The organism is Proteiniclasticum ruminis (assembly GCF_900115135.1).
Taxonomy (GTDB): domain Bacteria; phylum Bacillota; class Clostridia; order Clostridiales; family Clostridiaceae; genus Proteiniclasticum; species Proteiniclasticum ruminis_A.
Map to the genome: position 1 here is coordinate 251,837 of NZ_FOVK01000002.1, position 26,264 is coordinate 278,100.

Sequence of the window (26,264 nt, forward strand, 5' to 3'; positions counted from 1 at the left end):
TTTCTATCTCAGGAGTGATGCTATTGGTCAAGAATATCCGGAACCACCACACTGCTCTCTGCATGAAGCCTGGTGAAGGCAGAAACGCCATAGGTGTAGTTCTCTGTGTCCAGATGATTGAGGCTGTAGGTTTTTGTTCCTGGTGACACCGGAATTTTTTTGAAAAGGTAGGCAGGGTTTTCTGTGTTCTGGTCTCCTTTTGGAAACTGGTAGACCATAAAGTATCGGGTCTTATCTTTTTCTTCAAAGCCCTCGTACCCGTCCTGGAAAGTGAGGACATCGTTTTTGAGCGTGACCTCTTTCGGCTCTTCCGGTATGGTTTCCGGGAGATTCCGGTTCACAGGCACCACAGCCATCTGGCTGAAGTGGGTTTTGATGTGCTCATTGTTTTTCTTGAGGTTTTCCTGACCAGTTCCTGAGAACTCTCCACTGTTTTCCACAAGATACCCCAGTCTGAAGAAGACGCTTCCTCTTACATTTTTTAGGGTGTTTGTGTAAGCCATCTGGTCTGTGAGGACGCTTCCCATGGCCCAGTTTGGATTTTCGATGTTCTCATAGAGCTTGTAGTTTGCATGTCCGATGTATAGATCCACCTTGGTGCCTTCCGCCACATCATTCCACCATCTGGCTAAAGTACCAAAGGGAGCAGCGCTCTCTTCGAAGGTCCAGTAGATCTGTGGCACGATATAGTCCACAAGATTTTCTTTAACGAGTTTTCTGGAGTCTAAAAAGACACTGTGATGATAGGTTTCTGAACTGTCTGTGGGGGTGTCTGACCCCAGACCATCGGTCTCTTCACTGTGTCCCCAGATGCCGAAGGGACTGAGTCCCACTTTCACATAGGGCTTCTGGTCATGAACTCTGTGGCTTAGTTCCTTCATAAACTCATAGGTGTTATTTCTTCTCCACTCTTTGATGTCAGTGAAATCTCCTTTATGGGCTTCAAAGGTTTTTTCATCTTCTCCATCTTCGCCGAAGAAGTAGGGGACCATTGCCCCTTCCTCATTTTCTCTTGAGCTTCTGTAGGGATAAAAGTAATCATCCAGGTGCACCGCGTCGATGTCGTAGTTTCTCACCACTTCCATGATGCTTTCTATGACGAAGGTTCTGACTTCCGGGTCTCCGGGATTGAGAAACAGTCTGTCATCAAAGCGCAGCACCTTTTCCGGGTGAAGTCTTGCATAGTTTGTCTCGGACAATGTTTCGAGGATCTCTTCCGTGGTCAGGTCCGGCATTTTATCCACCGTGACCCGGAAGGGGTTGAACCAGGCATGAAACTCCATGCCTCTTTCATGGGCAGCATCCACAGCATAGGCGAGGATGTCCGTGGGGAGACCTTTTGTGACATCTCCAGTGACGTAGATGGAAGGCGGATTCAGTTCTGAACTGTATAAAGCATCTCCGGAAGGCCGCACCTGAAGGATCACGGCGTTCATCCGGTAGAGCTCATAGAGGTCCAGATTTCTTTCAAAGGCACGTTTCAGCTCATCCAAGGTCATGCCCTGTTTTTTGGGGAAGTCCAAGTTCCTCACAGAAGCCATCCAGGCAGAGCGGAAAGCGTATTTTCCACTGTCTTCGTCTTTCACCACGGGCAGGAGGGTGTAAGGCTCCTCTTCCACTTCAGGTTCAGTGGGCGTTTCCACCTCTGTTTCTGGTGGTGGCAGAGGTGTGGTATCTGGTTCGTCCGAAAAGATCTCGCTGCAGGCAAGAAGAAGTGCGGAAACCAGTAGAAGGCTCAGCAGTGTCAGGAGCGCTGTATTTCTTTTATTCTTTTTCGGAATGGACAGCTCTTCAGGGTACTGAAGGATCTTATCCTTTTCTTCCGTAGGATTCATGCGTTTCACCTCACAGGGGTCAAGTTTCATCTTGTTTCATTACGCATACAGTATGGCATGAAATCAAAGGGAAAGAGTGACATTTTTGTGAAAAGAAAGGGACCGATTCCTTCGGTCCCGGTATTTCTTATTCTAGAAAGCCTTTCTTGCTTCTTTCATCCACATAGCGTTTGTTCTTTCTGGCCGCTTCAATCCTTCGTCTTCTGGCAAGTTTTCTTCTTCGCCTCTTGATGGTGATCACAAGGATGGTCAAAAGGAGAGCGATGCTCACAAGAACAATGAGGATGTAGCTGAGCAGGTGGGTTTTGAGGATTCTTTTATTCACATCCACCGTGGAAAGAAGGTTCACTTTCTTTTCCACAAGGCGCTCCTTGATGGAAGCTTCTCCCACAATGGAGTCCACTTTCACCTCTTTTGCTGTGACCTCCTTATAGGTAAGAACCAGTTCGGACTCACTCAGGTTGACGCCGTTTCCATAGTAGGAGATGGTGTCTTCCGCTTTCACGGGCACTTCCATTTCCTTGGTGGGACCCAGAATGAAGTAGGGCTTGTAGGAGACCGTGATGACACCCACTTCTTCAGATTTGGAAAGCTTTATGATCTTGTCTTCTTCAAAGGCGCTGTTTACCACTTTCAGGATGTCCTCGAAGACGAGAATGTTTACTCCGTCATTTTGAGAGTTGAGGATGATGCTTCCCAGGGTTCTTCCGTCTCTTTGGTAGACGCCGGCAAAGCATCTGCCTGCCTGCTCCGTGTATCCTGTCTTTCCCATGATGTTTCCATGAAGTCCAATGTGCTTGTTGGTGCTTTCAATGAGCCCCAAGGTCTGATCTTTGGTCTTCAAATCATAGGACTGTTTGCTGGCCACCTCTCGGATCCAGGGATCATTGTAGGCAGCTTCCAGAAGAAACATCAGGTCATAGGCAGTGGTGTAGTGATTGTCATCATGAAGACCGGAAGCGTTGACGAAGTTTGAGTTCGTCATGCCGATTTCTTTTGCCTTCTCATTCATGAGCTCTGCAAAAGCGGCTTCTGATTCTGCCACATTGAGTGCCACCACCACAGAGGCATCGTTGAAGGAGGATAGAAGCAGCGCATGCATCATATCATCTGCGGAAAACTCTGTGCCCACCGGGATGTTTTTTAAGTTCCAGTAGATGGCGTTGGGGACCACCAGTTTCCCTTCCTGGGGATAGGTGAGATACTCTGTTTTCTTCGCTGAGTATTCATCCGAAAAGACGAGAGCCGTTAAAAGCTTCGTGATGGAAGCTGGATAGACCTTGCGGTCAATGTCTTTTGTATAAATGAGTTCCTTGGTGTCCAGATCAAAGGTGATGGATGAGGAACCATTGATCTCCGGCATTTCTGCCCGGGCTGCCACTGCGGGAAACAGGAGAAGCAGCAGTAGAAGAAATGCTGGGATTTTTAAGAGAGTCTTTTTCATTCAATCGCCTCCAGAAAGTAGTATCTTTTCTATGTGTTAATAAGTTATATCATTCATATGATTTCACAAGGCTTATCAAAGCCTGTAAACATTATAACGCAAATTACACGGACTTTTCATCCTTTTCTGGTGAATAAATCTGTTATAATAAAATAGTAAGAGAAATTTAAGGTAGAGGTGAGTCATAGCTTGAAGTCTGTGGATATTTTCAGTACCAGAAAACCGAAAATCATTGGGAAAAGGCGGGAATACTCGGTGATGCTGCTGCTCACAGAGATGGAAGGAGAGCCCCATCTTATTCTAGAAAAGAGAGCCAGCACCCTGAAGAGCCAGCCCGGAGATATCTGCCTTCCAGGTGGAGGGATCGAGCCGTTAGAGTCGCCTCTGGAAGCAGCTGTCCGGGAAACCATGGAGGAGCTTTGCATCTCCAGGGAGGACATTGAGGTCATTGGACCCATGGATTACTTCTTAAGTCCCTATGGCCAGACCATGTATCCCTTTGTGGCGAAGACAAGCCGCACAGAGTTTCATCCCAGTGCAGATGAAGTGGAGCGTCTGATTTTTGTTCCTCTTTCATTTTTTGAGGAGCATGTGCCGCTGATCTATGAGATTGATCTCACGGCAAAGCTTGGAGAAGATTTTCCTTATCATCTTATTGAGAACGGAAAGGATTACCCTTTTCGGCGGGCCACCAACAAGCAGTATTTCTATAAGTTTGGAGATACGGTCATCTGGGGCTTCACCGCTCAAATCGTCAAAAGTTTCATCGATATATTAAAGGAGGACGAATCACATGCTGAATTTTGATTTTCACAATCCCACAAGGCTGGTCTTTGGACAGGGGACCATCAAGAATCTGGGAAAATACATTGAGGAGTACGGAGACAAGAAGGTGCTGCTTCTTTATGGAAAAGGATCCATCTTTAAAAATGGCGTCTATGAGGAAGTCGTGAACTCACTGAAAGAGTATGGCATTGAATATGTGGAAATGGATGGGGTTAAGCCCAATCCTGTACTTTCCAAGGTCATTGAGACCGTGGATCTCATGAAGAGAGAAAAAGTGGATGCCATTGTGGCTGTGGGAGGCGGATCTGTTCTGGACACCTCCAAGATTTCTGCAGCGGCGTACTATTATGAGGGCAATCCCTGGGACTTTTATGAAGGCAAGGTTTATCCGGAGAAAGCACTGCCCATCTACGGGGTGCTGACCATTTCGGCAACAGGTTCGGAGATGAACTCCGGTGGGGTCATCACCAATGAGGAAGAGAAGAAGAAGTGGGGATGGGGATCCAAATACACCTATCCAAGACTTTCCATCGTGGATCCATCGGTACAGAAATCCCTTCCAAGAAATCAGACGGTAAACGGTGCAGTGGATACGCTGACCCATGTGTTTGAAGCTTACTTTGGCGGAACCAGCGGCACGCTGATGCAGGATGAGTTCTCGGAAGGCATCGTCCGCACCACCATGGCTTCTGTAAAAGTGCTACTGGAGAATCCGGAAGATTATGAAGCAAGAGCAAACCTTGCCTGGGCAGCGACTTTAGCCCTGAACGGACTGAATGGTCTTGGCCGTAGAGGAGACTGGGCTTCCCACAGCATTGAGCATTCTGTGTCTGCATACTATGACATTGCCCACGGGGAAGGTCTTTCCATTGTGATGCCTGCCTGGATGAAGTATGTCTATAAAAATGATGTGGAGAAGTTTGCGCGATTTGGTGAAAAGATCTTCGGCATTGTGAAAGAAGACAAAGAAGAGCAGGCTCTGGCAGCCATTGAAGCTTACAAGGAGTTCTTGAGAAGCATTGGCGCACCGGTTTCATTAAGCGAAAGAAACATTGGAGAAGAGCATCTCAAGGAAATGGCAGAGAATGCTGTACTGAGAGGACCTCTGGGAAGCCTCAAGAAGCTTCAGGCGGAAGATGTCTTTGAAATCTATAAGCTTGCGCTTTAGAACCTGCCAAAAGACATGCAGAACTGAATAGACCCTTTTTGGAAGAGAAGAGATTGGTTGTGAAACCTCTCTTCTCTATTTTTTATGGCTAATATATCGGTAAACTGAAAGGAAATTTCCGCTATAATAAGGTTAGGTTGTAGAAAACATGAATGATTGAGGGAAAGGAGAAGAAGCACCATGACAAAAAAGGAAGAAACGAGGGAGAAGGAAGATGAAAAAGATCAGAAGGAAAAGCACTCCCGCGTCGGCGCAGGCATCACCTATGGACTTCTAGGTGGCGCGGCCTTTGCTGCCGTCTTCAGCTCTTTCTTTGAAGGGTACATCCTGTGGTCCCTGGCACCCCTTCTGGGGTTGACCCTGGGCATTCTCCTTGGTGCGGTACTGGATGCAAAAGAGCAAAGAGAAGACCGGTAAAAAGAATCTTTCTGTGCCTTTTCAACAGGTTCACAGCTTTTGAAGAATTTCAAGACTTTTGAAGATTGATATTTTTTGGTAAGATGAGAAAGCTTTAATTTTTAGGATCCGAAGTTTTCATGTCGGATTGAAAGGACTGTTTCATGTACAAGGAGTTTTTTAATATGATAAAAAAGAATAACCCCAATGAGCTCATCATTGTGGATGGCGTAGTGGGCTCCGGCAAGACCACTTTTATGAATCTTCTGAAGGAAGAGCTTTCCCTGCCGGGCTTTGAAGAGCCCGTGACAGATAATCCTCTTTTAGAGAAGTTCTACCATGACAGAAAAAGATATTCCTTCCCGCTGCAGGTGTTCTTCCTCAACAGGCGTTTCCGGATGCTGAAGGATGCAGGGGCAAATCTCACCGCATCTGTCATGGACAGAAGCATCTATGGGGATGTGATCTTTGCGAAGCTTCTCCATGAGGGTGGCGATATGGAAAAGGATGAGTTTGATCTATATCAGGAGCTTCTCGTCAACATGCTGGACCACATTGAGTCCCCGAAGCTTATGATCTATCTGAAGTGCGATGTGGACACCGCCATCAGCCGTATAGAAAAGCGCGGCAGAGACTACGAGCAGATTGTGGAAAGAGACTACTGGGAACGGCTGAACCGGGAGTATGAAGCCTACTTCAAAGAATATAGCCTCTCCAAGCTTCTGGTCATTGATGTGAAGAACTATGATCTTCTGGAAAACGAGAAGGACAGAAAAGAAGTCATGGATCTGGTGAAAAAGGCCATCACAGAATCATAATATACGAAGCTCATTTTAGGAACGCTATGCGCTCTTTAAATGAGCTTTTTCTTTTTCCTTCTTCTGGAATACAATGCATAAACGGACAGTGTGCACCCATGGAGAAAAACTGTTTTTCCCTTGTGGTAAAAGTCTTTTCGTTGGATACAATATGAAATGTGAAAGATTAAACCATCTATGAAAAATGAAATAGAACTGGGATCTTTTCTCAAAAATGATGAGTTTTCTAGAAATGTTCTTCCATAAATTGAATAACTTGTTAAATTATTGAAAAAGTCATATAAAAACGGGCAAAAGGTCCAAAGGGTTCATCTTATGTTATAATTTTGCCGAAGAGATGAAATATCGTTTACATTTGCACTTTTAGTGTGTTTCTTCATGGGGGGATATAGGTTTGTTTCTTCTTCGGGGTTATGATGAGGATGGAAACAACTTATTGATATTTAGGGTAAATCTAAGGAGGAAATGGAATGTCAACAATGGACTTATTGGGACTGAGAGAAGAACAGCTGAAGGCTGGCTACTCTGTATGCAGACTCATCAACGAAGCGGTGAAGCGAGGCGAGGGCAGGCTCACTAAAGAAGGGGCACTGCTCATTGAAACGGGACAGTATACCGGTCGTTCTCCGAAGGACCGCTTTATTGTGCTGGATGAACTGACAAAGGATACGGTGGCGTTCGGGAAAACCAACCTTCCTTTATCAGAAGAGGTCTACAGAAATCTTCTTCAGAAAGTAAAGTCCTATGTGGAGGACAAAGAATTATACGTCATCAAAGCCAAGGCGGGTGCTTCAGAAAACCATGCCATGGACATCAATGTGTTTTGTGAAGATGCTGCCCAGGCGGTATTTTCCAGCCAGATTTTCATCAAGGATCAGGACAGGGAAGGATTCGATGCGGACTTCACCGTCATCGCTCTGCCAAACCTGAAAGCCAACGGGAAAGAAGATGGCATCCATTCCGAAGCATTTGTGGTCATCAGTTTCACCGATAAAGTGGTTCTCATCGGTGGCACCAAGTATTCTGGGGAAATTAAAAAATCCATATTCTCTGTGATGAACTACAGACTCATGGGAGAGGATGTGCTGCCAATGCACTGCTCTGCCAATATGGGGAAAGATGGCAAAACAGCGCTCTTTTTCGGCCTCTCCGGAACAGGAAAAACCACCCTGTCTGCTGACCCTAAGAGATTCCTCATTGGAGATGACGAGCATGGCTGGTCTGAAGAAGGAGTCTTCAACATGGAAGGCGGATGCTACGCCAAGTGCATCAACCTGGACAAAGACAAGGAAAAGGAAATCTATGAGGCCATCCGCTTTGGTTCTGTCTTGGAAAATGTCATCGTCAGTGACAAAGGCATTGCAGACTACTGTGATGGAAGCTTGACAGAAAACACCAGATGCACCTATCCTCTGGAGTATATTGACAACAGAGTGGATGAGAAGAAGGGAGGCCATCCTTCCACGGTGCTGTTTCTCACAGCAGATGCCTTTGGGGTGATTCCACCCATCTCCAAGCTCACGAGAGAAGGCGCCATGTATCACTTCATGTCCGGCTACACCTCAAAACTGGCCGGCACGGAAAGAGGCATCGTGAATCCGGAAACCACCTTCTCTGCTCTATTTGGGGAGCCTTTCATGCCAAGAAAGATCGAAGAGTATGCGGAGCTTCTTGGAAAGATGATTGACGAGCATAATACGGAAGTGTACCTCATCAACACCGGATGGTCCGGTGGCGTCTATGGCGTTGGACAGAGAACACCGCTGAAGTACACAAGGCTTATGGTGGATGCGGCGCTGAGTGGAGAACTGGACAAGGCAGAGTTCATCCATGACGAGATCTTCCATCTGGATGTGCCTGTTTCTGTACCTGGCGTCCCAGAGGAGCTTCTTCATCCAAGAAAGCTCTGGAAAGAGGAAGCGGAGTATGAAGCCACCGCAAAAGAACTGGCAAGAAAGTTCAAAGAGAACTTCAACCGCTTTGAGGGCGCTGCAGAAAACATTGTGCAGGCAGGTCCATACTAAAACTCGATAAAAAGGTCCATGGATCAGGCTCTGTGTGGAAAAGGAGATTGGGGGAAGCGCACAGAGGCCGATCCGGGGCCTTTTTCTTTTTGAAAATTAAGGGGATTTTCAGGGATTTATGAAAAAAAGTTTAGTAGAATAGAAGATAGACGTAAATTGAAGATGGAGGTATTTTTTCTTGGATATTTATTTTATTTTTAGAGCCATCGTGGTGGCCATTGTGGAAGGGCTCACAGAGTTCATTCCAGTGTCATCCACGGGGCATATGATTCTTGTGGGAGATCTCATCGGGTTTCCAGAGACGGAGTTTACGAAGATGTTCAATGTGGTGATCCAGCTGGGCGCCATCCTGGCCATTGTGGTCCTATACTGGCAGAAGCTGCTTCATGCGGCCATTTCCTTTTTCAAGGGAGAAAAAAGAGGACTGAATTTTGGATTTGCCCTCATCATCGGTGTGCTTCCGGCTGCTTTTTTTGGCTTCCTTCTGGAGGACACCATCGATGCGTATCTTTTTAAGCCTCTGCCCGTGATCATCGGTCTCTTTGTGGGCGCGGTTCTTCTTATATTTGTGGAGAACAAGTACCGTGGGAAAGCCCATGTTCATGAAGTGGAAGAGATCACAAAGCTTCAGGCTTTAAAGATCGGCTTTTTCCAGTGCCTGGCCATGTGGCCTGGTATGTCCCGTTCTTCCTCCACCATCATGGGAGGCTGGATCACCGGACTTTCCTCGAAGGTGGCTTCAGAGTTCTCTTTCTTCCTGGCCATTCCTGTGATGGTGGGCGCTTCTCTTGTGAAAGTGGTGAAGTTTCAGGGAGATGTGGGCTTTGGCACGTTAGGAGCTACAGAGTGGACGGCATTTCTTCTGGGATTTGTGGTGGCCTTCATCGTGGCGCTTTTATGTGTGAAGGGCTTCATCGGCTATATCCAGAAGAAGCCCATGAAGATTTTCGCCTATTACCGCATTGCCATTTCCAGTGTGTTTGCACTTCTTCTCCTGACTAATGTCATTTCCATCTAATGCTTTTCAATACGTCTTTCTTTGTGCTAAAATGGGCTTAGTAACGAATTGGAGTGATTGAAAATGAAGGAAGTCAGAAGATATTTGGAAGACCGGCTCGGGTCCTACAGTTTTTACTTTGAGGATCTCAAATCCGGATTCATCTACGGGTACAACGAACATGTGAAAATGACCTCAGCAGGGTGCATGAAGCTTCCTGTGGCCATGGCGGTGATGAAGGATGTGGAGGAAGGAAAACTTTCTCTCAATGATCAGGTGCTTCTCATCAGCAGGGACCGCGTGGAAGGATCGGGTATTCTGAAACATTTGAACTCCAGAGAATACACCGTAGGCGAGCTGATTCTTGTGATGCTTGTGGAGAGCGACAATACGGCTACCCAAAAGCTTGTGACACTCATCGGTTTTGATGAGCTGAAGTCAAAGTTTGAGGAGATGGGGCTTCAGAATACTGCCATGAATGATATGCCGGGTTCTCCTATAAATCATACCACCAGCTATGACCTTTCTCTTTGCTGGAAGATCCTGAAAAAAGGAGAGTATCTTTCCCAGGAGCATTCCAGATATATCATTGAGCTTCTGAAAGGTGAGAACAAAAAGAAGAAGACGGCTTTTTATCTGGACGAACCGCTGAAAAACAAGATTGCGTCCAAGGCAGGAGATATGCCTGGCATTGAAAATGACACCACCCTCATTGAACTACAGAAGGGGGACTTCATTTTCACCATCATGAGCCAGGATCTTCCAAACAGTGTCTACGGACTGGTTTCTTTGGCGAAATCCGGCAAAATGATCTGGGATGGCATCACCTACAACTGGAAATAAGAGATTTTTTAGTGCCTGCAGGGTTTTCTTGCAGGCGTTTTCCATTTTCTGTTCAAAAACTGCACTGGGGTATGTTATACTATTTTCATATTAAGAGTATCTTTGAGAAAAGATGCAGAAATAAATGGAAGAAGTTTGAGGTGTATCATGAAGAGTAAAATCGTTATGATTTTGATATTGCTTGTTGCAACATTTTTCTTTGTCACTGGTTTTTTGAAGTACCAGAACAATTTACAGGAAACCTTGGCCAAGGAGATCGGAGATTCAGGTCTGCCTTCTCTGGAGATTCCTTCTGAAGGATCTGGTGGAGAAGAAGACCCTATAGAGGAAGAGCCTTCTGTGATCGAAAATCCGGAGAGGGTGGAAATGCTAGATCTTTATGAGATGACAGAGGAAGAGGCAGAAGAGGTGCTGGCGGAGCTGAAACTTACGATGGAAGTTCTGGAAGAGAAGAACTCCTCCTTTGCCACAGGACAGATCTTTTTCCAGGAACCCTATGTGGAAGAAGAGATTCTGCAGGGAGAAACCGTCACGGTCTATGTGAGCAACCAGACCCTTTTGGGGGAAGAGGAAAAAATAGCGGTGCCTATGCTCATTGGACTTTCCGAAGAGGAAGCGGTAAAAGAGCTGAGGTCCCTCGGTTTCCAGGTGGGATATGAATACAATCCTGCCAGCGGGTATGGCGAAGGCATGGTCTACAGCCAGAATTACCTGGTAGACTCCAAGGTGTCCAAGGGCACCAGAATTACCATCAGAGTCAGCACCGGGTCCTAATATCGAAAAGCAAAAAAGGTAGTAGAAAAGAAGGATGGGAGGAGTCAAGATGCTGAAAAAAATACTCTTGAGTGGTCTTTTTGCCATGGTAACCTTAGGTTTTTTCATAGGCTTTGTTTCCTATCAGAAGGAAATCCGGGATGCGCTCTCCCAGTCCATTGACACGCCTTCTTTGGATGAAGGGCCTACCCTTGTGGAAAAGCCCACGGAGAAGAAAACTGCAGTGCCCAGAATCATTGGTCTTCCTGAAGAAGAGGCGAAGAAGCTTCTGGAAGAAGCAGGGCTGACTCCCAGTGCGGTGACAGAACATACGGATCAGGTGGACAAGGGGTATGTGTTTTATCAAAGACCCATGGAAGGAGCCGAAATGTTTGAAGGGCAAGAAGTCATTTATACCGTGAGTGCAGGTCCTTTTGGACAAGGCAATCCGGATGAAGAAGAGAAAAAGGACGTGCTTCTTCCTTCTCTCCTGGGAAAAACCCAAAGAGAAGGGGAGAACATCCTCAAGGAACTGGGACTTCGAGTCCGGGTGAGAAAAGACTACAGCGCTGATGTGGCTGCGGGTAGGGTCATGGAGCAGGAGCCTTCCATAACTGCAAAGCTTCAGCCATCGGATGAAGTGACTCTTTGGGTGAGTCTCGGCGCAAAGCCCGAAGAGACGAAGCATCAGGTGCCTCGGGTGGTGGGGAAGACAAGAGCGGAAGCTGAACGCATCCTGAAGAATGCAGGCTACCAGGTATCGGTGACTGAAAAAGAAGATGCGGATGAGAATATCGGAAAAGTCCTTTCCCAGTCCCCAGCAGGAGGATCGGAAGTCATTGAAAAAGGCAGAGTGCAGCTAATCATCGGGAATAAAAAGACTGTGACGGTGCCTGAGACGCCTTCGGAAGGCCCAGGGGAAGAGGAGCCAGATCCTTCGGATGGGTCAGACCCTCCTGTGGAAACACCCGTGAACCCACCATCCGTGGAAGAGCCGGAAGAGCCCGTGGAGACTGGTAATAATTAGAAGCACAGAAAGAGCATGCAGAGAGTGTATGCTCTTTTAGTATGGGATCCCTTTGGGCGAAGGAGATCTGCTTTAGGGTACTGATTCTGGAAGAGAAGAGCACTATCATAGCGGTGTACCATCATACTGATAGAAATGGTTTACAATTCCATGACAAAGCAGTATAATTATTGGAAATGACAAAAATTGTGTGATGATATTTGGGGTGAACTATGTCAATTGCGGAACAAAACTCGAATCTGGTGATCAGAAGATGCAATGCGGAAGATGTGGAGGAAATGAAAGCATTTCTCAAAGAGTGCATCACCGTCAATAAGTATATTTATGGAGAATATGACTGGATGGAGTTTCCGCTGGAGGATGCCACCTATGAGACCTTCCAGGAAACCTTCGGTACAGGAAACCTTCTTTTGGGTCTGGAGGACGATGTGCTCCAGGGCATTGTGGTGCTCACAAAGAAAAGTGCTGAAAAGTACAAACATGTGGGGAACATCACTTTGGCGCTGAGAACGGATGAACATGTGAGCACTATGGGGAAAGAGCTCATCGCTAGAATGATTCTGGTCTGCAAAGGCAAAGGCGTCATCCGAAAAGTGAATCTTCGGGTCCGGGAAGACCATTTCAAAATTCAGGAGATCTACAAGAATCTTGGGTTTTATGAAGAAGGAAGCCTTGCAAGAGATGTCTGCCAAAATGGAATGTTTTTCTCCACGCTTCTTTATGGACGAAGTATTGATTAAGAATAATGACGTGAAGACCCGCTGTTTAAGCGGGTCTTTGTGGTTTTGTGGTATAATTTTCAAAGGAACCTTTCCGGAACTTGTCCTTGTAAGAAGAAAGGTACCTGTACTATAATAAGTTTGTAAACATTTACAGATTAAGGAGGAATATGAGTTGAAAAAAGTCATTGCAACCAGCAAAGCACCCGGTGCCATCGGGCCTTACTCACAGGCCATCATTGTAGGCACCATGATCTATACGTCAGGCCAGCTGCCCATCGATCCAGAGACCGGAGAGATGGTGGCCCATGAGATTGCCCTTCAGACCAGAACGTGTCTGAAAAATGTCAAGGCCATTTTGGAGGAAGCGGGATCCAATATGGATAAGATTGTGAAGACCACAGTTTTTCTCAGTGATATGGCGAACTTTGTCAAGATGAATGAAGTTTATAAAGAGTTCTTCTCTGGGGATTTCCCAGCAAGAAGCGCGTTCCAGGTGGCAAGACTGCCAAAGGATGCTCTGGTGGAAATTGAGGTCGTGGCCATTCTGTAGCTTAGTAAAAAGCACAAATAACGAGGTTGGGGGAAAATTTAGAAATGAGCGTGAAGTATTTTGCAGAGCCTTTCAAGATCAAAATGGTGGAACCCATCAAGATTCTCACCAGAGAGGAGAGGCTGAAAAAGATCCAAGAGGCGGACTATAACGTTTTTTCACTGGCAGCAGAAGACTGCTATATTGATCTGCTTACAGACAGCGGCACCGGTGCCATGAGTGCGGACCAATGGGCTGGGATCATGCGGGGGGATGAGTCCTATTCCGGGTCCAAGAGCTTTTACCGTCTTCAGGAGTCGGCGAAGGATATTTTTGGGTATGCCTTCATTCAGCCGGTGCATCAGGGACGGGCAGCTGAGAAAGTGGTGATGCCGATTCTTCTTGGGAAGGGCAAGGTTTCCATTTCCAATATGCATTTTGACACCACCAGAGCTCACGTGGAGATAGCAGGGGCAAGGGCTGTGGACTGCGTGGTGCCGGAGGCTCTTGATACAGAGTCCTATGCGCCTTTTAAAGGGAACATGGACAATGAGCGTCTTGTAAAACTCATCGAAGAGTATGGAAAAGAAAATGTGGGGGCCATCATCATCACGGTGACCAACAACAGTGCTGGAGGACAGCCGGTTTCCATGAAGAACATCAAAGAGACCTCTGAGATTGCAAAAAAGTATGGCATCAAAGTGGTCATTGATGCAGCAAGATTTGCTGAAAACTGCCACTTTATCAAGAGAAGAGAAGAAGGTTATGAAGATAAGTCCATTCGAGAGATTGCAAAAGAGCTCTTCAGCTACGGAGATCTCTTCACCATGAGCTCCAAGAAGGACGCCATCGTGAACATTGGTGGCCTTGTGGGCGTCAAGGAGGATGCGGATCTTTTTGAGAAGGTCAAAGCCAATACCATACCCTTTGAAGGGTTCATTTCCTATGGCGGCCTTGCGGGAAGAGATTTGGAAGCTTTGGCCATTGGTCTTCAGGAAGGTGTGGAGGAAGACTTCCTGAAATACCGAATCGGCCAGATGGAATACCTTTCCGCAAAGCTCACAGAAGCAGGAATACCACACCAGACCCCAGCTGGTGGTCATGCCATATTCCTGGATGCGAAGAAGCTTCTGCCGCATATTCCATATCACGAGTTCCCGGGTCAGGCTCTGACCATTGAACTCTATCTGGAAGCAGGCATCAGAGGCTGCGACATCGGTTCCTATATGCTGGGGAACGATCCGGACACAGGGGTGCAGCTGGAATCCCAGTTTGAGTTCACAAGACTGGCGGTGCCAAGAAGAGTGTATACCCAGTCCCATCTGGATGTGATTGTGGAAGCGCTTATTGAAATCAAAAAGAGAAAGGACTCCTTAAAAGGGTACGAGATTACCTGGGAGCCTAAGATTTTAAGACATTTCACAGCAAAGCTTCAGCCACTGTCAAAGTAATAAAAAGAGAAATTGAAGAACCCATTCCTTTTGATTTGAGTCAAAAGGGATGGGTTCTTGTTTTTATCCGATGCTCCTGGAGAAGCAGAGAAGGAGAGCTCACCCCGTGGACTTTTTTCTGCTGAGAATCATGGAGTATAAGCTAAAGGAGAAAGAATTTCAGAAATCGGTTTCTAAATGATGTTGCAAAACGTTATATAACGTTATATAATGACTAAAAAGGAGGTTAAGAAAGTGAAACATGTCTATAATGATTCGGCTACTCCACTTCATGCACAGGTATCCAAAGCACTGATGGAAGACATCGCCAATGGAAAGTATGTGTATGGCGCGAAAATTCCTTCCGAACCGGAGCTTTGCAAACAGTTTGATGTCAGCAGAATCACTGTGAGAAAAGCTGTGGAGAACCTTCAGGAAAAAGGGATTCTTATCAAGAAAATGGGGAAAGGTACTTTTGTTGCGTACCCGAAGATCGTGGAAGATTCCTCTTCAGGGGGAAGCTTTACAAAATCCTGTATGCTAATTAATGCAGTACCTTCCACAAAAGTGCTGTCTAAGGAAAAGATTTCACAGGATAAAGTCAGCAGCCTGAAAGAGCGTCCATTATTTCCTGACAATCAAGAGGTGATCTGTGTAGAAAGAGTAAGAAGCGCCAATGGAATACCTGTGATTTATGAGTTTGATTATTTTTATGAGCATCACACCTATATCTTCGATGCGGATTTGGAAAACAGACAGCTCATGGAAGTTATTTCAAGCAATACTGGGATCATAGAAGATGAGGTGGAAGAAATGTTTGAGATTGAATATGCAAACAAGATCATCGCCGGAGTGCTCCAATGTCCCAAGGGAACGCCATTACTCCATGTGAAGCAGAAGGTGATTTCAGAAAATGGAGAACTGATTTATTACAACGAACAGTATATCAGGCAGGACCTTTATAAATATGTTGTTCGTACGAAGAGGGGATAAAAGTGGAAGAACAAAAGATGAAGAAAAAAATATTTATTGCGACCCACGCTGATTTATCAGAAGGATTTAAAAATGCGGCAAAGCTCATTGTTGGAAGCAGTGCGGATGAAATCACCACATTTTGTCTGTATGAAGGACAAAGTGCAGAGGATTTCAAAAAACAGATCAAAGAATATAAAGAAGCCCATCCATCCATGGACATCATCGTACTCTCAGATCTCTTTGGTGCAAGCATTTTCAATGCCATGGTTGAACTGCACACCATGGAAGATGTATATGTTGTTACGGGTGTGAACTTGGGGCTGGTGCTTGATTTATTGCTGGAAGACAGAAAAATCAATCTGGAACTCCTCAAAGAAAAAATCAGTACTGCCCAAAAAGGCGTATTGGTCCTTGATCATATGGAGAAAGATACAGGAGATGAGTTCTAAATGAATAAAGTATATGAGCTGTTCAAAAATACATCACCCTTACTTGGCATGCTGCACCTAAAAGGTTCAGATCCAGAGGACGTGCTAAGCCGTGCAAAGAAAGAGATTGACCTCTACTTCGATAACGGAGTGGATGCAGTCATCGTAGAAAATTATTTTGGGAATTATTATCATATGGTAGAAGTTCTGAAACACCTGTCTGAGAATTACAAAGACAAGATCTATGGGGTGAACTGCCTCAATATGGATGCCATGGGATTTGAACTGGCCATAAACTATGGGGCAAAGTTCGTTCAGCTGGATTCTGTAGCAGGTCATCTGAAAGAAAGAGATGACCACTCCTTTGAAGCTTTTATGAATCTTTACAGGTCCAAAACAGACGCACTTGTTTTTGGTGGGGTTCGGTTCAAGTATCAGCCGTATCTGTCAGGCAGATCCTTGGAAGAAGATCTGACTCTTGCGAAAGAACGATGTGATGCCATTGTCGTGACGGGGGACCATACGGGCCAGGAAACGGATCTTGAAAAAATTAAAGAGTTTAGGAAAATCCTTGGGGAGTTCCCGATGATCATTGGTGCTGGCCTCACGCCAGACAATGCCAAAGTGCAGATGCAGTATGCTGACGGTGCTATTGTTGGCAGTTACTTCAAAGAGAACTATAAAGACGAGGGTGAAGTAGACAAGACCCATGTGAAGCAGATGGTTGAGCTGTTTCATGAGATTAGGAGGGATAAAAATGATTAAGCTTTCTCGAGTGGACCACAGATTGATACACGGTCAGGTTGCTTTTTCCTGGTCGAAGTTTCTAGGAATTGATCTGATTCTGATACCCAGTGACTCCATCGTCCATGACGATCTTAGAATCAGTATGCTCCGCATTGCCAAGCCCGATAACATGAAGCTCATCATTAAAAATATAGCGGAGTCTGTGGAAGCCATTAATACAGGGAAAACGGACAAATATAAAATGATGATTCTTTTTGAAAGCGTGGAGGATGCGTATAACCTCATTTCACAGTGTCCCAGCATCAAGGAGCTGAACTTGGGAGGGATGAAGAACTCCAGTGAAAGAAGACAGATCTCCAAAGCCGTTCACTTGTCGGATACGGATATTAAAAACATTACAGAGCTTGTGGAAAATGGAGTGGATGTCACCGTTCAGCTGGTGCCAGATGACGATAAAGTACAAATCATGAGTTTATTATAGGGGGGATAATCAATGTTTATCAATACACTGCTCATCATAGCCGTCGCATTTTTTGCATACATGCATAGTTACATGGGGTCCACCATGCACAACCGTCCCATCATCGTAGCTCCATTGGTGGGGTTGGTTCTAGGGGATCTCACCACAGGAATTCTTGTGGGAGCCACTTTGGAACTGGTCTTCATGGGGGCCTTTCCCATCGGTGCCAGCAATCCGCCGGACTTTGTGTCAGGAACCATCATAGCCACAGGATTTATCATCATGTCGGGTCAGGAAATCGCAGCAGCCGTTGCCTTGGCTGTGCCCATTGCCACCCTGGTGCTCTTATTTGATAATTTTTTAATGACGGTGGTTCTGATCCAGGCGGCTCATATTGCGGATAAGTACGCAGAAAAGGGAGACATTGAAAGCGTTGAGAAGATCCAAAGAATTGCGGGTATCGGAAATAAAGTGATTCTTGCACTGGTTGTCGGGTTAGGGTTTTACGTTGGGGTACCGCTGATCGAAAAGATCCTTGCCTTTATTCCGGACTTTGTCATCCATGGCATGGATGTGGCCGCGGGTATTCTGCCTGCCATCGGATTTGCCATGCTGGCGAGGATGATGATCAATAAAGAGCTCTTTCCATTCCTTCTCCTGGGATTCCTCTTGTCTGCCTACTTGAATATCCCAATACTGGGCATCGGTCTTTTTGGATTATGTATTGCGCTTTACTATGTGAACCAGAACCAAAGCAAACAGGAGGTAGCAGCAGATGAAAATGAGTTCTAATAAAGAGGGACAAAAGACAACACTACTGACCAAGAAGGACATGCGCCAGTGCTTCACAAGATCCTGCACTTTGGATTCTTCCTGGAATTATGAAAGAATGCAGAATCTGGCCTATGCTTATATGATGGCTCCTGTGATCAGAAGACTCTACAGCAATAAAGAAGATCGGGCAGAAGCGCTGAAGAGGCATTTGGAGTTCATGTCCGTGACACCTCATATCAGCACAGTTCTTGTTGGGATTTCTGCTGCCATGGAAGAAGAAAATGCACAGAACAAGGAGTTTGATGAAACGTCCATAAACGCCGTTAAAGCTTCACTCATGGGACCTTTGGCAGGCATTGGGGATTCTTTCTTCTGGGGCACTTTAAAGATCATAGCAGCCGGCATAGGGATTTCCTTAGCGCAGCAGGGGAATATCCTGGGTCCCATCCTGTTTTTCCTGATCATCAATATTCCTGCGTTTCTCGCCAGATTCTTTGGTCTGAAGTTTGGTTATAAATATGGCGTGAAGCTGTTTACGAAGTTTGAAGAAAATCATCTCATTGCGAAGGTTACCCATGCAGCTTCCTTGGTGGGACTCATGGTCATCGGTGGGATGGTAGCATCCATGATTTATTTTGAACTGCCCATGATGATTGGTACAGGGGAATTTGCAGAACCTCTGCAAGGGTATATCAATCAGATCATGCCAGGACTTTTCCCAGTGGTCTTTTTCTCCATTGCCTATTATTTACTGGGTAAAAAAGTGAAGACAACAACCATGCTTCTCTGGCTCATCGGATTGTCTGTTCTTCTCTCCTTTTTCGGTATCGTGTAATCCCTTCTTCTTCGGGAGGATGGAGATAACACCCCCTCCATTCTTCCCGTTTCAGATGGAATAAGCGGATGGAAGCTGTTAAGGCGCACTGAAATCTCCATGGAATCCATCTGAATTCAAAAGAAGGTGAAAGAACTTTGGCGCATTTTATCTCTAAGGAGATAAAGTACACCAAAGTTCTATTTTTGTTGTTTTTCTGTCATCTTAGAAGAAAAGGAAGAAGATAGTATGATACTATAGAAAGAAGGTATTATTATAAACAGCTGGAGGTTCATATATGGATAAAAAGAATAAAGGTCAGATCCTGGTCATTGTAGGTGCTCTTCTCTTGCTTCTAGTAAACAACTTCAGTCTGCGGCATAAGCTTTCAGACCTGCAGCTGGAGCTTCAGAACATTAGAGGATCCATCTCCGCCATTTCCTTTAATGATGGTGGCATGGAGTACCGGATCATGGAAGAGCTCAAAAAAGGAGCCAGTGCTTTGGCTTCTTCAGAAACAAAGCTGTCCTTTAAAAATGGCAAACTCATGCTGGATGTCACGTTGGTCCCCAAAATGCTGCAGCCAGGGAGCACATACTATGTGGTGTCCGGGTATGATAAAGTGGAGGCCAGAGCGCAGAATGGAACGTCATTTGTGGCTTCACTTCCATTTGATGTGGCAGAAAACAATCAGGTGTACGCTGTCATAGAGACAGAAGAAGGGGCTCTCCAGGAAAAGCTTCCTGAAATCTATGTGGATCAGTACTTTGCCATTGATATCAGAAGCATGAGTCTGGAAGAAACCGATAAGAAAATTGTTATGGATCTCACGGCAGTCACAGAAGAGAGTGCTGTCTTTTTAGAATCTTTAAATGAAGTATCTGCAGTGGTCTTGAATGAAAAAAATGAGGAAACCGATAGACTTGAGATGAAAGAAACGGATGTGGTGCTTCCTGATTCAGAACACGATTACGGGTTTGCCCACAAAGCTTTTACAGTGAGCCTTCCAGAAGAACTGTACGAAATGGATCTGTTCAAAGTTGTTGTAGAGCTGAAGAACTATGGTGTTACCATGATTTCGGATGAAGTCTATCAGTACAGTAGTGATGGCACAGAGATGAATGGTGTTATGGGTGCAGGCTTCAGAATATCCTTTGAGGAGTAGGTAGAACAGAATAAACTATAAAGAGAAAATAAAAACCCCGACCATCGCCGAACAGTAAGACTAAAAAACTGTTTCGTGATGGTCGGGGTTCTGCTTTAATGATCAGATGCCTCTTAAAAGGGAATCCATGACTCTTTGAGTAGCCAGAGCTTCCATACCGGAAGAAGGCATTTCATGGTTGAGTAGAATGGCATCGGAAAAGGCGTCGATGGCATCGCTGAAGCCCTTTACCTTTTCCACCGTATCCCATTGGGAAGGAGATTTGATTCTGGTTTCGTTCTTCACATCGGTCTCCATGGTTGCAAGATCGATGACCCGGATGGTTTTTCCTTCTTTCACCAGTTCCATGAGTTCCAGTGTTTTTCCAGAATCCCGATGAAGGAGGGTCTCCACCTGAAGCCCTTCTGGGCTAACAAATCTGTGCTTTGCGTAGATGAGCTGATTGTCGCCATTCACCTCAATATTCCCGTCCTCCATGATGAGTTTTCCGTCCACCAGCCACCTGGCGGTGTCCACCAGATGGATATAATCATCATTGAGCGTGAAGAGAGCATCTTCCGGTCCGATGCGGCCGCAGCGGTTCTTCACGATCCGGATGAGAGAGGTGGGGGTGATCTCGTCTTTCACCGCCTGATAAAGGGGGGCGAATCTTCGGTTGAAGTTCACCATGAGCTTCGCCTGATGGTGAACAGAGTAGAAGACCAGTCTTTCACATTCCTCCACCGTAGGTGCAAGAGGTTTATCGATCATCACGTGGATGCCTTTTTCCAGGAAAAATTTGGCCAAGGTAAAATGACTGTCTGTGGACGCATTGATGATGACAGCATCCACATCTTCAGAAAGAGCTGTAAGGCTTTCATAGGCTTTGACCCGGTATTCTTTTTCAAAAGCGTCCCGTCTTTCTTTTGTTCTGGCATATCCTCCCACTAAAGTCCATTTGGTTTCCTTGGAGAGTACAGGCATATAGGCTTTTCTGCAGATGGAACCTAATCCCACCAGTCCCAGTTTGATTCTTTCATCCATTTTTATTCCTCCCACGCGATCAGGCATTGGATAATCTTCTCTAAATTCAGATAATTTCAGTATATATCCTCATTATAGCTAGAATCGCCTATGGTGACAACAGAAGCTTTGTAAAAGACGTGGAGAAAGGGACTACTTTTCTCCATATCTTTATTCAATAGACAAGGCGTGGAGTTTTCTGCTTATAAACATAAAAAGACAGATTATCTTTCCGAAATATTTAAGGGTTTATTCATTGACTATCGGTCAGTCAGTGATAAAATGAAGCATATACCAAAAGAAAGAAAAGGTGAATAAAAATGGCATTTATAGAACTGGAGAATGTCCAGAAACGATATAAGATGGGAGAAGTCACCATCACCGCCGTGGACGGTGTGGACTTTTCCATTGATCAAGGAGACTTTGCCGTGGTGGTGGGGGCCTCCGGAGCAGGAAAGACCACGGTGTTAAACCTCCTGGGCGGCATGGACACCTCAGACGGCGGAAAGATCCTGGTGGACGGAAAAGACATCAGCAAATATAACAGGAAGATGCTTACAGAGTACCGCCGATTTGACATCGGATTTGTGTTCCAGTTTTACAATCTGGTGCAGAACTTAACCGCTGTGGAGAATGTGGAACTTGCGTCCCAGATATCCAAGAATCCCCTGGATGCGGAGATGGTCCTGGATCTGGTGGGGCTTTCCGAGCGCGCCAACAATTTCCCGTCCCAGCTTTCCGGTGGAGAGCAGCAAAGGGTGGCCATCGCCAGAGCCATTGCCAAAAATCCGAAGCTTCTTCTTTGTGATGAACCCACGGGTGCTCTGGACTACCAGACAGGAAAAAATATCCTGAAACTTCTTCATGACACCTCCAGAGAACGCGGCGTCACCGTGGTGGTCATCACCCATAATGCGGCCTTAACGGCCATGGCTGATAAGGTCATCCGCATGAAGAACGGCAAGGTCCGGGAGTTCTATGTCAATGAGAATCCTGTGCCTGTGGAAAGGATTGAGTGGTAATGGCGAAGAATGCGTTTCAGAAGGACCTGTATCGGGCCATCACCGGCAGCAAGGCCAGATTTTTCTCCATCCTGGTGATGATTGCCCTGGGTGTAGGATTCTTCTCAGGCATCAATGCCACCAAACCGGATATGGTGCTGTCGGCGGATGCCTACTATAAAGACTATAACCTGGCGAATTTCAGGATCTTCAATCCCTTAGGATATCAGGAGGAGGATCTTGCAGCTGTGGAAGAGACTCCAGAGGTGCTTGAGGTGCTTAGAAGCTACAGCAAGGATCTTTTTGTGTCGTCCTCTGCAGAAACAGCTGTGACAAAAGTGTTCAGCTATGATATTGGGAAAGAGGGGCTTCAGAATGAGCCCAGAGTGCTGGAAGGGAGACTGCCGGAAGCCTCTGGAGAGATCCTTCTGGAGATGGGCGCAAAAAACGGCCTCTCCATTTCCCTGGGAGATGAAGTAGCCCTTTCTCTCCCCAATGGGGAAGAACTTTCTGATTCTATTAAAGAGGACACCTATCAAGTGGTGGGGTTTATCATGTCCCCCCTCTATATCAGTTTTCAAAGAGGACAGACCAACATCGGAGACGGCTCCATCGATTATTTCGCTTATGTGCCCCAGGAGGACTTCTCCATGGGACACTATACGGATCTCTTTGTGAAGACCGTGATGTCTGATGATCTGGAAGCCTATTCTAAAGGGTATAAGACCTATCATGAACCTCTTTTATCCTCCTTCTCCGCTTTGGGAGAGCTGGCCATGGAAAGGGACACCAAAGACCTCCGGGAAGAACTGGAGGAAGGGCGTGCAGAGTTTTTATCCGAGAAAAATGATGCCATGAAGAAGATTGCAGATGCCCAGGAAGAGCTTCTACAGGCAAGGGAAGAGATCCAGGAGGGAGAAGAGAAGCTTCTATCGGAAGAGGAGAAGTATACCCAGGAGTTCCAGGAAAAGCGCCAGGAGATTCTGGATGGAAAAGAAGCCCTGGTGAAAGGCCGGGAAGATTACTTTGAAGGGTATGCTTCCTGGCTGGAAGGCTACAATGACTATCAGGATGGGCGGGCAGAGCTTCAAAGCGCAAAGAGCACCCTGGATCTTGCAAAGAACCAGATTGACGCAGGAGAAAGAGAGCTTGCTTCTGCCAAAGCTCAATTGGACTCTGCCAAGGAGCAGATTGCACTCCTGGAGAGTGCCCTTCAGGGGTTAATAGACATCCGGGCCAGCCTTCCGGAGACGGGCGGTGAACTGACTGAGGAAGAGTACAGACAGATCATCGAGGACATCCGGGTGTTTTCACCGGACCTTGCAAGGCTTCTGGAAGAGAGCGTCCCTTATAATGACCCGAATCTTGTGAACGCTTTAAGGACGGCTCTGGACAGCGGAATCATTCAGCTCACGGATACCCTGGAAAGTGCGAAGAAAGACTACGCCGAAGGCGTCCTTGCTTACGAAGAAGGACAGAAGACCCTCGCAGAGAGTAAAGCTGCCTATGACAAAGGCTTGCTGGAATACCAGGAAGGGGAAAGGGAGCTGGCAGAGGGCAAAAAGGAGCTGGATGCTGGAAAGGCAGAGCTGGATGCCGCCAAAAAGAAACTGGATGACAGTGAGAAGACCTTAAAAGACGGAGAGAAAGCTTTGGAGGAAGGAGAAAAGACCTTCAAGGCCTCCATGGAAGAGGCTAGAGAGGAACTGGAGAAAGGAAAGGCGGAGCTTCGGGAGGGGGAAGAAACCTTTGCCAGCGAGAAAGCCGATGCCGAGAGGAAGATTGCCGATGCGGAAAAAGAAATCCTTGATGCGGAGCGTTCTCTTCTGGAGATTCCCAAAGAATGGTTTGTCTATGACCGGGAAGGATTCCCGGGCTACGGATCTCTAGGAAACGATGCAGACAGGCTGGGGTCCCTGGCCACCACCTTCCCGCTGTTTTTCTTCCTGGTGGCGGCCCTGGTGTGCCTCACCACCATGACGAGAATGGTGGAGGAGGAAAGGATCCAGATTGGCACACTGAAAGCCTTGGGATATACCACCTTTACCATCGCCATGAAATACATCAGTTACGCGCTGCTTGCCAGCGTTCTGGGCAGCATCCTAGGCTTTTCCATTGGATTCAAGCTGTTCCCTTATATCATCATCACAGTATACGGAGCCATGTACAACACGCCTTATGTGCTGACACCGTTTCATCTGGACCTGGCGGTTCTTTCCACGGCCATTGCAGTGTTTACTACAGTATCCGCAAGCCTCTTCGCTACCCTTTCGGAGCTTCGGGAAACACCGGCCAATCTCATGATGCCCAAAGCTCCAAAACCAGGAAAGAGAATTCTTCTAGAAAGAGTACCACTTCTCTGGAAGCGTATGAGCTTTTCCTACAAGGTGACCTTCAGAAACATCTTCCGATATAAAAAGAGGTTTCTTATGACGGTGCTTGGGGTCTCCGGTTGCACCGCCCTTCTGGTCACAGGGTTTGGCATCCAAGATTCCGTCAATGCCATCATGGGCAAGCAGTTCGAGGAGATTTTTCTTTATGACGGACTGGCGCTGCTTAATATGGACAAGGAGGAAGGAGAGAGAAACCTTTCTGAAATTCTTGGAGAAGAAGGAGAAGTAGAGCGCTATGGGGCTTTCTTAAGTGAGAGCATCCGGGTGCATCTGCCGGGAAAAACCAGAGAGTATGAAGCGACGCTGATGGTGCCGGAAGAGAAGGGTTCCTTTGCAAGCTTCATTGATCTTCATGACCGCACATCCCAGGAGAAGATTCCGCTGCCGGACACGGGAGCGGTGATTTCTGAGAAACTGGCCAATCTTCTGGGGGTATCAGAAGGAGAAGATCTCATTTATCAGGATGCGGAAAACAGGACCTATACCTTCACCGTCACAGACATCACAGAGAATTATCTCGCCCATTACATCTACATGTCGCCGGAGGCCTTTGAAAGCCTCACCTTCCGCCAGCCGGAGTTTAATGCTGGTGCCTTCCGCTACAGGGAAGGTATTACGGTGGATGAGACGGCACTGAGTCAGCGGCTTCTGGAAAGCGACGGTGTGCTGGCCACAGTGATGGTTCGGAGCATCCAGGAGGAGTTTGAAAAAAGCATCTCGTCTTTAGACTATGTCATTGTGATTCTCATTCTTGCAGCAGGAGCTCTGGCTTTTGTGGTGCTGTATAACCTGACAAACATCAACATCACAGAAAGGCTGAGAGAGATTGCCACCATCAAGGTGCTGGGGTTCAGAGACCAGGAAGTGGCGTCCTACGTGTACCGGGAAAATGTGTTTTTGACCATTGTGGGCAGCCTTGTGGGTCTTCTTCTGGGCTTCAGTCTGCATCTTTTTGTCATCCGTACCATGGAGATTGACACCATGATGTTCGGCAGGAACATTCATGTCTTGTCTTTCCTGTATTCCATGGTGCTCACCATGGCCTTCTCAGTGTTTGTGAATCTCTTCATGTCGAAGAAGCTTCAGAGCATTGATATGGCTGCTTCACTAAAATCTGTGGAATAGGAGGACTTCTTATGCGTATTACAAAACATCCGGAGGAACGGAAACAGGAAATACTGGAGACTGCCCTGGGGCTTTTTGAAGAGAAGGGGATCCAGAAAACGTCTATGAATGACATTGCAGAAACCATGGGCGTTGCGAAGGGGCTCATCTACTACTACTTCCGTTCCAAGGAGGAACTGGTGGAGGCTGTGGTGGAGAGTTTTTCTGAAGGTGTGGAGAAAGAAATCAAAATGCTGCTTTCTACGGAAGGGCTTTCTTTCCACAGGCGTCTGGGTCAGGTGGTGAAGGTGTTTTTTCTCTCCATCCAGGAACATCCGGCGCTCATGAGCATCACTCCGAAGAATCCAGGTCTTTTCGAACTGGTGAAGACCAGCCTTTCGGAGCTTGCGCTTCGGCATGCGAAAGTGCTGCTCCAAAAAGGAGTGGAGGAAGGATATCTGAATCTTCAGTATCCGGAGTATATGCTGAAGATTCTCATCCACGGCATCGCGGATCTTTATGTGGAAGGGGTCGTAGACCCCAAAGTCCACTGCACCCTTATTGAAGAGGCTTTGGGGCTGAGTACGGGTACCCTTCTGAAAGAATTTTGATTTCTGGAAGAAGTGGGA

The 26,264-nt window shown here is 46.5% G+C and carries 25 protein-coding genes; 22 read left to right on the forward strand and 3 right to left on the reverse strand.

Annotated elements, in window-relative coordinates:
* Nucleotides 1-20: 20 nt before the first annotated feature.
* Entirely contained in the window at nt 21-1,835 is a 1,815-nt protein-coding gene (locus tag BM243_RS05820) for a glycoside hydrolase family 10-like protein (RefSeq protein WP_074911307.1), read from the reverse strand.
* 127 nt (nt 1,836-1,962) lie between these two features.
* Nucleotides 1,963-3,279, reverse strand: coding sequence for a D-alanyl-D-alanine carboxypeptidase family protein (locus BM243_RS05825; RefSeq protein ID WP_074911309.1), 1,317 nt, complete (start codon nt 3,277-3,279; stop codon nt 1,963-1,965).
* A gap of 189 nt (nt 3,280-3,468) precedes the next feature.
* Here BM243_RS05825 and BM243_RS05830 point away from each other — a divergent pair, with 189 nt between their 5' ends.
* The 19 genes from BM243_RS05830 to BM243_RS05920 all read left to right on the forward strand — a co-directional run bounded on the left by BM243_RS05830 (nt 3,469) and on the right by BM243_RS05920 (nt 20,135).
* The gene (locus BM243_RS05830) at nt 3,469-4,086 is read left to right on the forward strand and encodes an NUDIX hydrolase (RefSeq protein ID WP_074911310.1); all 618 of its coding nucleotides are present in this window, start codon (nt 3,469-3,471) and stop codon (nt 4,084-4,086) included.
* Nucleotides 4,073-5,233: an iron-containing alcohol dehydrogenase gene (locus tag BM243_RS05835; RefSeq protein WP_074911312.1), complete on the forward strand. Its 1,161-nt coding sequence runs from the start codon at nt 4,073-4,075 to the stop codon at nt 5,231-5,233. Before BM243_RS05830 ends, BM243_RS05835 begins: the two co-directional genes overlap by 14 nt.
* Nucleotides 5,234-5,413: 180 nt before the next feature.
* Nucleotides 5,414-5,650, forward strand: a complete 237-nt coding sequence (locus BM243_RS05840) for a hypothetical protein (RefSeq protein WP_074911314.1) — start codon at nt 5,414-5,416, stop codon at nt 5,648-5,650.
* 164 nt (nt 5,651-5,814) lie between these two features.
* Complete coding sequence (locus tag BM243_RS05845; RefSeq protein ID WP_207646167.1) at nt 5,815-6,447, forward strand: deoxynucleoside kinase; 633 nt, start codon at nt 5,815-5,817, stop codon at nt 6,445-6,447.
* A gap of 470 nt (nt 6,448-6,917) precedes the next feature.
* Complete coding sequence (gene pckA, locus BM243_RS05850) at nt 6,918-8,471, forward strand: phosphoenolpyruvate carboxykinase (ATP) (protein WP_074911318.1); 1,554 nt, start codon at nt 6,918-6,920, stop codon at nt 8,469-8,471.
* 178 nt (nt 8,472-8,649) lie between these two features.
* Complete coding sequence (locus BM243_RS05855) at nt 8,650-9,489, forward strand: undecaprenyl-diphosphate phosphatase (protein WP_074911319.1); 840 nt, start codon at nt 8,650-8,652, stop codon at nt 9,487-9,489.
* A 63-nt stretch (nt 9,490-9,552) separates the two neighbouring features.
* Nucleotides 9,553-10,311 carry a serine hydrolase gene (locus tag BM243_RS05860; protein ID WP_074911321.1) on the forward strand — a complete coding sequence of 253 codons (759 nt, stop codon included), beginning with the start codon at nt 9,553-9,555 and terminating at the stop codon, nt 10,309-10,311.
* 147 nt (nt 10,312-10,458) lie between these two features.
* Nucleotides 10,459-11,085 (forward strand): PASTA domain-containing protein, encoded by a 627-nt coding sequence (locus BM243_RS05865; RefSeq protein WP_074911323.1) that lies wholly within the window; start codon nt 10,459-10,461, stop codon nt 11,083-11,085.
* A gap of 49 nt (nt 11,086-11,134) precedes the next feature.
* A complete protein-coding gene (locus tag BM243_RS05870; protein ID WP_074911326.1) occupies nt 11,135-12,091 on the forward strand; it encodes a PASTA domain-containing protein in 957 nt (318 codons plus the stop codon).
* 212 nt (nt 12,092-12,303) lie between these two features.
* Nucleotides 12,304-12,831 carry a GNAT family N-acetyltransferase gene (locus tag BM243_RS05875; protein WP_074911328.1) on the forward strand — a complete coding sequence of 176 codons (528 nt, stop codon included), beginning with the start codon at nt 12,304-12,306 and terminating at the stop codon, nt 12,829-12,831.
* Nucleotides 12,832-12,985: 154 nt separating this feature from the next.
* Nucleotides 12,986-13,363 (forward strand): RidA family protein, encoded by a 378-nt coding sequence (locus BM243_RS05880; RefSeq protein WP_074911329.1) that lies wholly within the window; start codon nt 12,986-12,988, stop codon nt 13,361-13,363.
* Nucleotides 13,364-13,407: 44 nt separating this feature from the next.
* Nucleotides 13,408-14,793, forward strand: coding sequence for a tryptophanase (locus tag BM243_RS05885; protein WP_074911332.1), 1,386 nt, complete (start codon nt 13,408-13,410; stop codon nt 14,791-14,793).
* Between the two features lie 234 nt (nt 14,794-15,027).
* Entirely contained in the window at nt 15,028-15,765 is a 738-nt protein-coding gene (locus BM243_RS05890) for a GntR family transcriptional regulator (protein WP_177213466.1), read from the forward strand.
* A gap of 17 nt (nt 15,766-15,782) precedes the next feature.
* Complete coding sequence (locus tag BM243_RS05895; RefSeq protein ID WP_074911544.1) at nt 15,783-16,196, forward strand: PTS sugar transporter subunit IIA; 414 nt, start codon at nt 15,783-15,785, stop codon at nt 16,194-16,196.
* Nucleotides 16,197-16,940: a BtpA/SgcQ family protein gene (locus BM243_RS05900; RefSeq protein ID WP_074911335.1), complete on the forward strand. Its 744-nt coding sequence runs from the start codon at nt 16,197-16,199 to the stop codon at nt 16,938-16,940. It abuts the gene before it with no gap.
* A complete protein-coding gene (locus BM243_RS05905; RefSeq protein WP_074911337.1) occupies nt 16,933-17,403 on the forward strand; it encodes a PTS sugar transporter subunit IIB in 471 nt (156 codons plus the stop codon). Before BM243_RS05900 ends, BM243_RS05905 begins: the two co-directional genes overlap by 8 nt.
* Nucleotides 17,404-17,415: 12 nt before the next feature.
* Nucleotides 17,416-18,174: a PTS mannose/fructose/sorbose/N-acetylgalactosamine transporter subunit IIC gene (locus BM243_RS05910; RefSeq protein WP_074911338.1), complete on the forward strand. Its 759-nt coding sequence runs from the start codon at nt 17,416-17,418 to the stop codon at nt 18,172-18,174.
* Nucleotides 18,158-18,991 carry a PTS system mannose/fructose/sorbose family transporter subunit IID gene (locus BM243_RS05915; protein ID WP_242943516.1) on the forward strand — a complete coding sequence of 278 codons (834 nt, stop codon included), beginning with the start codon at nt 18,158-18,160 and terminating at the stop codon, nt 18,989-18,991. Before BM243_RS05910 ends, BM243_RS05915 begins: the two co-directional genes overlap by 17 nt.
* Before the next feature lie 277 nt (nt 18,992-19,268).
* Nucleotides 19,269-20,135 (forward strand): hypothetical protein, encoded by an 867-nt coding sequence (locus tag BM243_RS05920; RefSeq protein WP_074911340.1) that lies wholly within the window; start codon nt 19,269-19,271, stop codon nt 20,133-20,135.
* 102 nt (nt 20,136-20,237) lie between these two features.
* Here the strand turns inward: BM243_RS05920 and BM243_RS05925 are convergent, their stop codons facing one another.
* Nucleotides 20,238-21,158, reverse strand: coding sequence for a Gfo/Idh/MocA family protein (locus tag BM243_RS05925; RefSeq protein ID WP_074911342.1), 921 nt, complete (start codon nt 21,156-21,158; stop codon nt 20,238-20,240).
* A 299-nt stretch (nt 21,159-21,457) separates the two neighbouring features.
* Here BM243_RS05925 and BM243_RS05930 point away from each other — a divergent pair, with 299 nt between their 5' ends.
* The 3 genes from BM243_RS05930 to BM243_RS05940 are packed head-to-tail and all read left to right on the forward strand — an operon-like array spanning nt 21,458 to nt 26,246.
* Nucleotides 21,458-22,159, forward strand: coding sequence for an ABC transporter ATP-binding protein (locus BM243_RS05930; RefSeq protein WP_074911344.1), 702 nt, complete (start codon nt 21,458-21,460; stop codon nt 22,157-22,159).
* A complete protein-coding gene (locus BM243_RS05935; protein WP_074911346.1) occupies nt 22,159-25,656 on the forward strand; it encodes an FtsX-like permease family protein in 3,498 nt (1,165 codons plus the stop codon). Before BM243_RS05930 ends, BM243_RS05935 begins: the two co-directional genes overlap by 1 nt.
* Before the next feature lie 11 nt (nt 25,657-25,667).
* Nucleotides 25,668-26,246, forward strand: a complete 579-nt coding sequence (locus tag BM243_RS05940) for a TetR/AcrR family transcriptional regulator (RefSeq protein ID WP_074911348.1) — start codon at nt 25,668-25,670, stop codon at nt 26,244-26,246.
* Nucleotides 26,247-26,264: the final 18 nt, after the last annotated feature.